The 12,205-nt window shown below is 60.2% G+C and carries 9 protein-coding genes; 4 read left to right on the top strand and 5 right to left on the bottom strand.

Features of this window, described 5'->3' with window-relative positions; all coding sequences use genetic code 11:
* The coding region (locus tag BHU06_RS21750) for a hypothetical protein (RefSeq protein ID WP_217494366.1) at nt 1–853 on the top strand (853 nt) is incomplete at its 5' end.
* Between the two features lie 357 nt (nt 854–1,210).
* Here BHU06_RS21750 and herA read toward each other — a convergent pair.
* From herA to BHU06_RS21730, 4 genes are read right to left on the bottom strand one after another with little or no spacing between them, the layout of a single operon-like run.
* Nucleotides 1,211–2,980, bottom strand: coding sequence for an anti-phage-associated helicase HerA (gene herA, locus BHU06_RS21745; protein WP_070401328.1), 1,770 nt, complete (start codon nt 2,978–2,980; stop codon nt 1,211–1,213).
* Nucleotides 2,977–4,212, bottom strand: a complete 1,236-nt coding sequence (locus BHU06_RS21740) for a DUF4297 family anti-phage-associated protein (protein WP_070401327.1) — start codon at nt 4,210–4,212, stop codon at nt 2,977–2,979. Before BHU06_RS21740 ends, herA begins: the two co-directional genes overlap by 4 nt.
* 36 nt (nt 4,213–4,248) lie before the next feature.
* On the bottom strand, nt 4,249–6,924 hold the full coding sequence (locus BHU06_RS21735) for an AAA family ATPase (protein ID WP_070401326.1): 2,676 nt from the start codon (nt 6,922–6,924) through the stop codon (nt 4,249–4,251).
* Nucleotides 6,921–8,033, bottom strand: coding sequence for an exonuclease SbcCD subunit D (locus tag BHU06_RS21730; RefSeq protein ID WP_368072913.1), 1,113 nt, complete (start codon nt 8,031–8,033; stop codon nt 6,921–6,923). Before BHU06_RS21730 ends, BHU06_RS21735 begins: the two co-directional genes overlap by 4 nt.
* Before the next feature lie 421 nt (nt 8,034–8,454).
* Here BHU06_RS21730 and BHU06_RS22265 point away from each other — a divergent pair, with 421 nt between their 5' ends.
* The 3 genes from BHU06_RS22265 to BHU06_RS22255 all read left to right on the top strand — a co-directional run bounded on the left by BHU06_RS22265 (nt 8,455) and on the right by BHU06_RS22255 (nt 11,551).
* Complete coding sequence (locus BHU06_RS22265) at nt 8,455–10,191, top strand: TnsD family Tn7-like transposition protein (RefSeq protein ID WP_175442909.1); 1,737 nt, start codon at nt 8,455–8,457, stop codon at nt 10,189–10,191.
* A gap of 76 nt (nt 10,192–10,267) precedes the next feature.
* Nucleotides 10,268–10,612 carry a helix-turn-helix transcriptional regulator gene (locus tag BHU06_RS22260; RefSeq protein ID WP_083293391.1) on the top strand — a complete coding sequence of 115 codons (345 nt, stop codon included), beginning with the start codon at nt 10,268–10,270 and terminating at the stop codon, nt 10,610–10,612.
* An 18-nt stretch (nt 10,613–10,630) separates the two neighbouring features.
* The gene (locus tag BHU06_RS22255; protein ID WP_083293390.1) at nt 10,631–11,551 is read left to right on the top strand and encodes a TniQ family protein; all 921 of its coding nucleotides are present in this window, start codon (nt 10,631–10,633) and stop codon (nt 11,549–11,551) included.
* Nucleotides 11,552–11,650: 99 nt separating this feature from the next.
* On the opposite strand, the gene BHU06_RS21725 is transcribed toward BHU06_RS22255, so the two are convergent.
* On the bottom strand, nt 11,651–12,064 hold the full coding sequence (locus BHU06_RS21725) for a hypothetical protein (RefSeq protein ID WP_070401324.1): 414 nt from the start codon (nt 12,062–12,064) through the stop codon (nt 11,651–11,653).
* Nucleotides 12,065–12,205: the final 141 nt, after the last annotated feature.

The raw sequence follows: 12,205 nt of genomic DNA, 5'->3' as shown, positions 1-12,205 counted from the left end.
CCATCAAACGCCGACCCGGCAGACCACCCAAGGAGCCACGAGACCCCATCACGGGCTGATCACCCGCACACACCAGGTGGGGAAATTTACTCCGGCCAATCTGAGGAAAATTCAACCGGCGTTGACAGAGGATTCGTATGACCCGGTAAGCCGAACGCGCAGAGGCCGCCTCTATCAGCAAACCAGCGGTGCTCAGCCTTCGAGGCTTATCGTTTCCGCCCACCCCCATGACCGCGGCTTGATTCCAGGCTACGACAAAGCAACCTACAAGTCGCTGTTCGTCTATACGTCTTGCTTCGAAATCCTACAGCGGCCGAACCAGGGCCAAGGTTCGGTTTTGGCGCTAGGGTCGTCGCGCGCAGCGTCAGCGTGGCGCGTCGTGCAAACGGAGGCGCTATACAGCGGCGCCGTGATGGTGACGCTTAAAGCGTTGTCAGCATTCAGCATCCTGCCTGAGCTCGACCTCAACAAGATCGACGAGCAGCTCCGACCTGCGGTCGCTCAGGCAATCGCGCGCGTCCTCGACTCCGCCTTCAAGGAGTCACCTGGCTCTGTCGTTGACAACTGCCGCGATGCCATGCAGGCGATTCTCTCCTCATGGCTTGCTCAGAGTGGCTCGCCCGACACGATCATTGGCAGGGAGCTTGCGCAAGTCTCTGCGACTATAGAGGGTGCACCCTATGAGCGAATCTGCGTGGGTCACCTGGGCAAGGTGTGCGCGAAGCTGCACAGCCGGAACAAGAGCAATGCGCAGCGCCAAAATGGTTATCGACCCATCATGGAAGAGGACGCCGAGCTCGCCATTCATGCTGTTGGCTTCGCAATCCGAGACCTTGAATGGGCGAAAGCCTAAAGCGGCCTGCAATTTCAACCTGCCCGCGCCTTGCGGCCTATTCAGTTCGAAGTCACTCCAGCCACCCGAGAGGCCGTGCAATCCTGGATCAAATTGGCCGGGTTGAAACAGAAGGCGCTCTCTTGCCCTGCTGCATGAACGAATCGCCGCACTTGGGGACTCGCCAGTATGAACAGATCCTCGGGCGGCAGGTCGACAACCTGGGGCTGGACCGCGCGGATTAGTCTTCGGCTTCGCAGCGGGTGTCGCCGGTCACATTCGGCCCGCGTACTCACGCTGTTGGCGCGAAGCCACCATTGGACGCGGCAACCGGTGCTGACCCGTCTGGCCGTGTTAAGGCGGTTAGCCTCGCCTCCCCTATTCCTTGAGCCACGACTTTTTGATCCCCTCGAAGTTGAGTTGCTTCCACTCTTCCTTCCAGAGCTGGTAGTACGGAATATCTGTCGACGAGGGTGGAGGATCGCAGCGCTGCACCTGGACCAACGATGGCATCACCACCGACTCACCGATCAGAAGCGCCTCGCCTGCACCCAGGGTCGGCAACTTGTCGCACAGGTTACCGAGGGTGTCAGGCAACAGGCGGGCGACGTAACTCTGGTCGCTCGGGTTGGTCAAGCGCATCGCCAGGAAATTGCTGCACTGGGAGAAGATCGTCTCGGAGATTTCTGACGGCCGCTGACTCGACAGAAGCAGCGTGACGCCGTACTTGCGCCCTTCCTTTGCAATGCGCTCGATCGAGAGCTTGGAAGCGCGAAAACGTACCAGGTCGCTGTTGGGCACGTACTTGTGAGCCTCCTCATAAACGAGCAGGAGCGGCGCGTCGGTATTGAACTGCTCTTTCGCCGCCGTGCGCATCACTTTGTAGTGATATCCATATTCGAAAAGGATCCGCGAGATCAGTGACACGGTGATGCTCAGGACCTCAAACGGAACGCCGCTCAAGTCGACGATCGTGACGTTGGACTTCGTATCGCCGTAGCCGATCAGGCTCATCAGAGTACCTTCCAGCGTGGCTGTATCCGCAGCCGGACCGAAGAGGAACTGCAGGCGGTCCTGCTCGACCTTGCCCTCGAACCGCGTGAAGAACTTGTCCAGTGTCTTGTCAGCGTAGCTCCCGCCCGTGATGCTTTGCGACTTGGTCGGATGAAAATCGAGTCGCTTAGAAAAGTAAAGATCCAAGCGCTGATCCGCCGTGAGCAGCAGCCCATGGCCACTATCAGTCTTGCCCTCAGTCAGCAACGCGTAGCTGCCGTCGTTCACCATGTACCGCGCCTCGTTCTTCGAGTTCACGGTTTCGTTCTTGATGTTGTACAGCGCGTTCAGCACTTCATGGATGTCGAACTTGAGAGGACTGTCGTAGAAGACGTTCTTCGCGCACTTGTTGTGGCGCTTCTTGTTCTCCGTGACCAAATGGCGAAACACTGCCGATTGGTTGTAGTTGTCGCGCTCGCCCGTATCCAGAAGCACCTCCTCCAGTTCTTCGCTGTTGAGCAGCCAGTAAGGCAAGGTCAGTGTGCTGGCATCCAGGAAGTTCGCGTCGGGGAATGCCGTCCGGTACTCGGAGTGGATGTCGAAGATGACGACGTGGGAGTTGTTCAGCGAGTAATCGCCGTCTTTCGCGCGCACTGCGGTCTGGATGATCTTGGCGATGGTGTGCGACTTGCCCGCGCCAGTGGAACCCACGACGGCAAGATGCTTGTTGAAGAACCGGTCCCCGTCGACGGGGACGGAGATCTTCTCGTTGGACACCAGCGCGCTGAATGCGAACTTCTTTGCCGGCTCAATCGAATCCTCGAAGATTTTCTTGATGTCTTCGTCCGTCGCCGGCGCCACGCCAGTGGGAGGGATGGTCAGCGTATCGCCGCCACGAATGAACTTGCCGTCAGCGATGATTCCCAGCGGCAAGGCCTCGATGAGGTGACGACGCTCGCCGCTGGCAGTTACTTCGATGCAGAAGTTCTCGATGATCGCGATGAGCGCGCATTCTTCGATATCGGTGATGCGCAGATATGAGCCCACCTTGAGGCTCTTATCGTTTGCGAATGCCGAGATGTTGCCAACCGAGATCTTCACCTTGTCCGGGAAGACAGCAATCACTTCGGCCTTGATGTCATTGGAATCGTTCATGCCTGCATGACCTCCTGAAGCAGATAGGCACTGTCACTCTTGATCGAATGGAGCCCTGTGCCCTTGGGCAGGAGGGCTGAGTCCAACGGCGAGCCTTGGTGAAAGTCGTAGACCTCGACGAGCGAGCCTTTGCAGGCAGCCATGGTCGGCGCTAGCTCGTGCTCATCGGGGACGAATTTGAGCGTCCAGAGTCTTTCTTTGGTGGGGCGCTCCGCCAGCATCTCGGGTGAGAAAGCCGAACCGTGGAAGGGATAGCCGTCAATGAAGGCCACGCCCTGCCTCCAAAGGCTCTCCTTGAGCTCAACCAACTGTTCGGGCGTCAGGCCTCGCAGCAGCACGTAGGGGCAAAACCGATCGGTAGCAGGCGTCCGCATATGCTCCGTGTGCGAGAACTTCCGCCCAAGCCCGGCGAGCATGCGACTGGCCTTGGCCACTTCGAACTCTTCGCCCATCTCGATCACGAAGAATCTCGAAGCCTGGGGCAGCTTAGTCGTGCGATGAGAGAAGTACTTTCGACGGACCATCCTCGCGAAGTACTCGCGCCCCATGTAATCCCTCAGCCAGGCGTTGAAGACCACCTCCTTGCGGTTGATTGCCTTCAAGAACTGCGCCTTGGTTACCTTTCGCTGCGCCACGTCCGCTTCGATTGCGAGTCCCTGAACGACGTTGATCGCCATCGGATAGAAGAAGATCCGCGCATCATCGCTGTTGCACCCGGAGATCTCGCGCACCATCAGTTTGATCAACGTCTCCTTCTGAGCGTCATAGGACGGCGCGCTCACGTTGATGTCCAGCAGCGCGAGAAAGTCGGCCAGCTGTTCGTCGGTGAGCACCAGTTCTTCGTGCACTTTGTGGACCTTCTTTTCCTTCGTGAAGGTAAGAAAGTGTTCCTTCACGAAGTCGCCCGTCAGGGGAAGCGTGAGCTTGTGCTGCCCGCTTTGGTAATAGCCGTGAAGCCGGTACCGGAACATTTGGTCTCTGGAGCAGCCCGCGGCATGGAAATGCCGCAGCATGTGCACGACCGCGTCCTTAATCACCGAGTGGTTGTACTCCGTGCCTTCGTAGTACTTGCACTGCACGAAGGCGCTCTCACCCGGATCATCCAGGTCTATGTCCTCCACGCCTTCGACCGTCACGCTGCCATGAGGGGACGCCTCGAGCAGACTCACGATCGTCTGGTCGAACTGGTAGAAGTAGCCTTTGATCGTCGCGATCGCGCTGCGGTCTTTCACTGTCTATCCTCGGGTGATGCTCAACGGCGGTCGGCCTCACGGCGTAGAGGGTTCGCCGCCGCCGTAGCCAGGCGCATGAGATAGCTCGCGTGCGGCAACGCCAAGGTCCTGCCAGGCGTGCGGGTGGCAGCTAAACACCAGGATCTGATGTCTTTGAGCGGCGTCGTAGAGCACCCGCTTCATCTGGCCCAGTCGATCTTTGTCGGTGTGAACCAGGGCGTCGTCTAGGATGAGCAACGTGGGCTTGCCAGCCTCTTGCAGAAGGTCCGCGTAGGCCAGCCGCGCGACGACACCCATCTGCTCCCGTGCCCCGACGCTGAGTTCCTCGAAATCACCGGTCTCCGCGCCGTTGGTGCCGACTCGGGTGATGCGTCCCGGTGATAGGTCATCACTCACCTCGATGCCCGCGCCCGGGAACAGGATCTGTAGGTAGTGGTTCAGGTGTCGCTGAAGTGGCGCGCGCAGGCGTCGTGCCAGCGCGGCGCGCTTCTCTGTGAGCAGCTTGAGAAGATGGCTCAGCGCCTTGGCCCGGCGTTCGAGCTCGGTGCACCGTCTCTCCATGTGGTCGAGCTCGCGCTGTTTGTCCGCGGCGGCCTCTTCCAGCCCCAAGGCGCCCTTGGCCTCCAGGTCCGCCTCCAACCGGATGATGTCGCTCCCGCGTTGGGCGTACGCGCTCTCAAGCTGCTTGGCGCTCCGCTCAAACCGCTCGACGTCCTGCTGCAGAAGTGCAACGTTGAGCGTGCGCAGTTGCTCGGCGAGTGCTTCCACACCTGCCCGCGCCGTGGTCTCGTTCGCAAGGGCATCGGTCAGGGCATGGCTGGCGTCCGCTTTCCTTTTGGCGCGAAGTGGGTCGGCCAGTGTCGCCTGGGCCGCTGCCAGCTCTTCGCTCGCGACGCTGAGCAGGGCCATCGCTTCGCTCACCGCGAGCTTGGAGTCGTTCAGCTGGGACGTCGCATCTTCCAGTATGACCTTCGCCGTGGATTCATCCGATTCCGCTTGCGACACGGATACGCCGGCAGTTTCAGCCCCGACAGGTTCCGTCAAGTTCTGCAGTGCTTGCTTCGCCTCCGTCAGCTTGGTCGACAGCGCCGCTATGTCCACCGCCAAGGCGGCCACCCCCTTCGGAGCGTGGGCCTCCAAGACGGATTTCGCCGCCTTGGCCTCCGCCGCGCGCTGCACGTGCTGGCGCTCACGCTCTTCCGCAGCCGCCAAGTTCGCCACACCCAGGCGCTGGAGCAGCTCCGCCAGGACTTTGCGCTGTTGATCACGATCCGCAATCAGGCTTTGAAGGCCCTCACCGCCCGGCAGCACCGTGATGCGCCCCACCCCCTCAATGTCGATGCCCGTGCGCTCCACCACGGTGAGGCGGTCGGTGGCATTCACCTGGACACCGGCGACCTGCACCTTCGCGCTGGGCTGGAGGCGGAACTCCAGCGCGGTTGATACCGCATCCAACCGAGCCTGCGCGGTGCGCAGGCTCTCCGTGACTTCGCGCAGGCGCTTGAGCTCCGCGCCGGGCATGGCGAGCGACAGCGTCTCGGCCTGCAAGCTTGTTAGCTCTTCCTGCTTGAGCTGCGCTTGGCGGTGACTCCGGCTCAGGGCTTGTACTTGGGCCGCGAGCTCGGTCACCGCCTTCTCCTGGGCCTGCCAGGTCGCCACTTGGCGCGCCGCTGCCAGTCGGTCGCGCGCCCTCATGCTCGCGTGTTCAGCCTGCGCATGGCGCGGCTCCCAGGCCTGGAGCTGACCGTTGGCCTGCGCCAGCTTGTCCTGCGCCGCCTCCAGCTTCTCCTCGCGCAGCTTCACCGCGTCGTCGTCGCGTGCCATGAGCTGCAGTTGTTGGCGCTGGGCGTCAACCTGCGCCGAAGCCTGCTTGAGCAGCAACTCTTGCGCGGTCCTCCGCTGGGCAAGCCCCAACGCGTCGGCCAGCTTGACCTGCGCTTGCTCAAGTTGCGCGCGCAGGGTCAGCCAGGGCCGAGCCTCGCCGTCTTGCCCATGATCAAGACGCAATGCCGCCAGCCGGTCCACGGCGATTCGGTACGCGTTAATCTCCACGCGCAATAACTGCAGCTCTTCGAGCAGCGCTGTGCGGCGCTTGATCGCTTCCCCGTATGCACCGCGCGGTGCCTCGGTGGACGGCGTCAGCAGCTGATTGCGCTCGGTCTCAACCGCCTTGATGACCTCATCGCCGCTTGTGGCCGCGAGTTCGCCAAGGGAGTCCCCCATCGCGTTGCGCAGATGATCGCTTGCGAACCCGACGACCTTGGCAATTTCATGCGACGTGCCCTGCTTAATCCAGAGCAACCCGGGGATACCCATGTGCTCGGGCGAGCTGGCGCCCTTTCCGGCGAAGCTGAAGCCCAGCAGCTCTCCCAGGTGATCCTCGGCCTCTGCTCCTTCCAGCGTCTTGCCATCGATGATGAGCTGGCATCGCTTCTTGCCCAGAAACGCCTTGCTCAGCCGAGCGGGTTTCCCGCCGAGTGCGAAAGCGATCTCCACAGACGGCGTGGCGGAGCTGTCGCTCCACGGACGCAAGCCACTGATCGCGCTCGACTTGTGCCGCTCGAAAAACGCGGCCCGGATGGCTTCGGCTACGGTGGACTTCCCCGACTCGTTCGGGGCGACGAACAGGTTCAGTCCGTCAGCGAAGTCGCACAACTCCAGCGGGGCCCGAAAGCGCTTGAAATTCTCGATTCGCACCCGCTTGAGCTTCATGCGCAGGCTCCTTTCGCTGGTGCTTGGTCGTCCAGGATCCGCGCCAGCGCTAGCAGCGCGTCACGCGCCAGTTCGGGCTCTGCGCTGGCTTGCTGCTCGCGCAGCTCCTGCAGGGCCTCGCCCACAAAGCCGTCGGCACGCAGCGTTTGAATATCTTCCTCGGTTGGCTCGAGCCTGAGCGCCTCAGCGTTCCACAGGATGGCCCGCGCCTTGGCGCGCGCCGCCCCGAGCGCGGCCGTCAGCTTGCGGTGTCCCGCCAGATTGCAGGTGCCGGACAGGCGCAAGTGAAGGACATCATTGCCACTCACTCCGTCTAACGCTTGCACCACTTCGTCGACGTCTGAATCGACGGCCATATGCTGCTCGAGCTGACGCCAGTTGAATTTTCCGGTGGGTACCGCTGTGACAATAGGCTCGAGTGACGTCGACTCTATGGCCACGAGCAGTGCCTGACCCGACTCGTTGGCTTTAAAGCGGTCCGATTCCGGCGTGCCGGCGTACCAGGTCTTGCTATCCACCTGCTTGGTGCCGTGCCAGTCTCCTAGCCCCAGGTAAGCCAGTCCCGCGCTCTGCGCCCGGCCCGCCGCGATCGGATTGGTCGAGTCCACGTCTGCGGGTAGGATGCCCTGCACACTGCCGTGCGCCAGACCGACTCGCGGCAGGTCGTCCGATGGAACGTGCGTCGCGAACCATTCGGTGAGGTCGGCATAGGTATGGCGCTGGGTCAGCGGTGCCGGCAGCAATGTGAACTTGCCTGCCACCACAAAGGGCCTTGGCTCTAGGCACACGATGACGTTGTCGGGGATTGCCCCCAAGCGATGTGCCCGGTTCCACACCGACTCCGCCAGCGCAGCATCGTGATTACCCGGGATCAGGACCCAGGTCCCGGTAAAGCCTTGCATGGCGTTGAACAGCCGCCGAATAGTCTTCTCGGCCACCGTCTGGGCGTCAAACACGTCGCCAGCGACCAGCACTGCGTCCACGCCTCTATCGGCCGCGATACTGGCCAGGCGCTCCACGGCAGCGAATCGTGCCTCAAATAGAGCGGCCGCGTCGTCGGTCTCAAACTGCGCGAACACTCGACCGATCTGCCAGTCGGCCGTATGCAAAAATGAGATCAAGTCATCCCCCTGATCGCTTGATTTGATGGAATTCCCTTGCAGCGGCGACTTGATGCGCCGTTCACCACCAGTCTAACGTTTTGAAACACTGCACGGCAGTGCACTGCTCGGACGAATCGCGAGAGGTTTCTCCGTTCGTTCGAGCACGAAATCAGGGGTTGTTTCGCGGCGTTGTGACCAATTTTTCAGCGGTCTGTTTGGTGTTACTGACGACCCGTTTTGGTCAACTACGGCCTTTCGGCCTCGAAGCGCAGGTGGCTGCACCCAGTCTCGAGCGGCCGATGCTCAACAACTCGCGCTGCGACCTCCTTGATATGGGATGAGATCCATAGGAACATAGGGCGCGCGCATGGCTCTTGCTCCCATGCCCCTCCCTGGCGACGGATCGTCGACCTGAGCTGCTATGGCCATGGAGCTTCTGCCATTCAATTCTGCGGTTCTTCCTTGGTTGACGGGCGAGACCCTGTTCAGCCTCTGCAGTCGGCATCATCGCCTCTGGGGATTTTCGAACTCATCCCAGTCTACGGAGATTCTTTTCGGTTCACCGAGGCGAGGGACGCAACATGACTTTCCCTGCGCGTTGGATGTGTTCGCGGATCGAACGCAAGGGCTTCTTGGTTCGGCGAACGAGATTGCCAGACAGCGTACTGTGCTGAAGTTCTACGCTCCGTTTCGAGGCGCGGGTGAAGTGCAGGATGCAGTTGTCATGATGCGAAGCGCCTCCGTGGCACATCTGAAGTATCGATTGGGGCTTCTGACGAGTCGGTTTCGTGCGCATCACCCGCTCAAGTCTTGCCCTCAGTGCAGGCATCGTGATCTCGTGGAGTGTGGTTGGGTCTATTGGCGAGGCCATCTTCAATACCCCGGGGTCTGGATGTGCCCGGAGCACAAGATTCCTGTGCAGGAGTCGGCGCTGAAAGCGACCGGGGTGGCTCGTTTCCAGTGGCATCTTCCTGCTGAGGAAGATCAACACAGTCTTGAGGCTTTGAGAACGGACTGGATGCAAGCAAGTGCACTCAAGCTCGCAACCATGACCGTCGATCTGGTGGAGTCCATAACGGAGGATGGCTGGTTGAGCCGGCATCGCTTCCAGGCCGCGGTGAGATCCCGCATGCTGGCCAATGGCTGGCTTCTTACATCGGGCAGGCTGCGGCTCGAAGATGCCGCAAGCTCCTTCCTTCAGCATGTACGACCACTTCGACGTATTCCGGAACTAGCAGCTCTGCCGAGCTCCGTTGAAGAGGCGAAATCACAATTGGGTCGACTTCTGCGGCCGATGAGAAGTGGAACGCATCCGCTTCGATGGATGGTCGTCGCGAGCTGGCTGTTTGACGACGTGGATGATCTTCGAGCGGAACTCGCGCATCCCAGCGAAAGGGACTGTTGGCCGGAGGTGAACAAGGAACTCAGTCAGGGGGCAACTGATAAGGAGGACGTGCGCGTTCGACTGGTGGCGTTCATGAGCGAAGGGGCGTCTGCCACATCAGCAGCGCGTGAGTACGGAGTGGACGTCAAGACCGCCATGGCATGGGCAGCATCTTCTGGGATTTCCACGAAGCGTAGGTCGAAGAAGCTGACGGCGGAAAGCCTGCTTTCAATCTTGCAGGCGCTTCAATTTGGCGACGACAGAAATGAACTCGCTCAGCGGTATAGCATTTCGAGTGGGACCATCACTCGCATCCTCATGACCGAGGTGGGGCTGCACGCCCAATGGGTCGCTGCTAGGAAAGCGAGATCCCGAGAGCGCGCACGTTCGACGTGGCTATCCCTTCTGGCAAGTGGCGAACATCAGGGCTTGAAGTGGATGAGAAAACTGGAGCCAGCCGCTTATGCGTGGCTGTATCGCAACGACACCGCCTGGCTTCGGGCCAACCTTCCGCCTGCTCCGAAAGAAAGTGCCCGCAGGGCGAGCCCAGCGGTTCGTTGGGATGTCCGTGATTTGGAGCTCAGTGCACGTGTCTTTCAGACTGCGCTGTCGCTGTCGAAGAACGGGGCAACAACGTTGCGACTCTGGCAGTTGTACCAGGTCCTTCCAGAGCTGAAGGCGAAACTAGGTCAACTACAACGGCTGCCCTTGACGCAGCGAGCGCTCGAGACCGTCCTTACAAGACGCGCAACTTCCACTTCCCCGAGCGAGCTACTCTGATTGCGCAGCCCGGCCGCTTTCCTGTCTTTGTGCATGATGGTTGACATGCAAATATGCGCTAGATTATGCTTTATGCATGCTCGAAACAGCGTCGCTCGCCAGGTTGCTCAACGCTAGGGAGGCGTGCAGACAGCGCGGCATTTCCCAGGCGCAAATTGCGTCTGCCGTTGGTGCCAGTCAGTCGCAGGTAAGCCGGATCTTGAACGGGCGAGGGCTGCGTAGATCTCGCTTGCTTGAAGATGTGTGCCTCTACGTCGAGCGCTTCGAAGTCGGCGTGACGGCCGATGCGGTGAGGGGCAACGAAGAGCTTGTCGACGCGTTGCGTTCTGCGTGGGACGGATCGGCCGGGCACGCAAAGGCATTGTCAACCGTCATTCGGTCCCTCTCTGCATTGCGACCTACGCCGATCAGTCGGTTGTAGGCTAGAAGGGCCCCCAGATTGCTCGTCGTACCTGCCCCCAAGCCTGGCGAGCTTGCCATCGGCTATTGGGGGGCCGTCCTCCGGTGGAACGGATTGAGTCGGAACGTCGCGGATGGACGTCAAGCGTTACGCCTATTCACAGGGCAATCGGTCAACTTCTGTGACGTACCTCGCGTCGAACTCTTGGCGAAGATCGCAGCAATGGACCTTGAGTCATATGTTCGGCATCACACAATGTTTCCTCTTCGTCGTGCAGTGACAAAAGACGTCTCCGGAGGGATGCTGGGGCAAGGAAAGTACCGTGCTTCCATGATCAGCGGGGGCACGTTGCGAGTGCCAAGACCGCAAGCTTATCTTTGCCAAGAATGCGTGCGCGAGGATCTTGGCTTTCACGGCTATGCCTACTGGCGTCGAGAACACCAACTGCCTGGGCAATGGAGATGTGACAAACATGGCGCCACACTGTCTCGCGTTGGCATAAGCCAGGCGGAGGCGTTCTACGCCTCGCCGGCCCAGATGCTGCCGCAGGCCAAGGTTGAGAGTGACTTGATGTTCGAGAAGGATGCGACGGATTGCGCGACGTACCGGTTCTTCGATATCTGTTCGCACCTGCTAGGCGGCGTTGTTGTCCTCCCCCTCGATGCCGTCTTTTCTGCAGCCAAGTATCGAGCCGAAGATCTTGGGATCAATACTGAAGCCTGCACCCTTGTCCGTCACCTGCTAAAACTAGAAGAAGTCCAGGCCTGCTATGACCGGCGATGGCTCGATGCCTTGAGTCAAGAAGGACTCACGAGACATGTGTTCAGCGATGACGTCTCAGGGAGTGCGATGTTCTCTACGCTGTCGGCCGCCCTTGTATTCGCGGCCTTGTACGAGACGAGTGAAGAAGCGATTTCAGGGATGGTTCTCTCAACAAGAGAGTGCACGAAAAGTCATTGACTCAGATTCGCATAGTTGCTGATAGGTAAACCGGAAAGCAATGGACGGGGCACTGGGGGGACTGCAACAGTGGTAGCGCCTTCCCAAGACAAGTGAGACTCACGAGAACCGACTCCAAAACTCCGACCAGAATGGCGTGTCGCGCAGCACGAGGTCTTCATACATGGCCATCTTGGATGGGCTTCCTTCCCGAATCGCCGCGACGGCTGGTGCGAGCGGCTCGAGCCAGGTTTGAGCTGCCGTGATGAAGTCTTCGAGCCGCAAGCTGTCATCCGCGCGTTCGAAGGCAACGCGGTGAGCAGCGATCCACAGTGCGATGATGACTCGTTGAATGCCTGCGGTCAGATCAATGATCAGCTTGGCAAGGTTGTCGTCGATCGGGAGCTTCTTCTGAACATACTGATACCGCGCAAGCACGTCCAGAAACTGGGACCTAAATCTTGGCGCAGTGTGATCGGAGAACTGTTCGAACCGATGGTAACCGGCAGTATTCAGTCGCTGCAAGGTACTCAAGCGCGAGGTCAGAGTGACCTGCCCCCTGTAGACGTACCAATCAGAAGTGGAAGTCCGGGGCGAAGGTTAATCGATGGTGTTGGGGGTTGATGGGAGTTGAGCTGCATCGCCAGCGCGCTGGCGATGCAGCTCGGCGAAGCG

The sequence above is a fragment of the Hydrogenophaga sp. PML113 genome, from assembly GCF_001777155.1.
Taxonomy (GTDB): Bacteria; Pseudomonadota; Gammaproteobacteria; order Burkholderiales; family Burkholderiaceae_C; genus Hydrogenophaga; species Hydrogenophaga borbori.
Note: the sequence above shows the minus strand (reverse complement) of the source record. Positions and strands in the feature narration are given on the sequence as shown.

Bases quoted from the DNA above. Each gene is read 5' to 3' on its own strand.
- herA (WP_070401328.1), bottom strand. From the start codon at position 2,980: ATGAACGATTCCAATGACATCAAGGCCGAAGTGATTGCTGTCTTCCCG.
- BHU06_RS21735 (WP_070401326.1), bottom strand. From the start codon at position 6,924: ATGAAGCTCAAGCGGGTGCGAATCGAGAATTTCAAGCGCTTTCGGGCC.
- BHU06_RS22265 (WP_175442909.1), top strand. From the start codon at position 8,455: ATGGAGCTTCTGCCATTCAATTCTGCGGTTCTTCCTTGGTTGACGGGC.
- BHU06_RS22260 (WP_083293391.1), top strand. From the start codon at position 10,268: ATGCTCGAAACAGCGTCGCTCGCCAGGTTGCTCAACGCTAGGGAGGCG.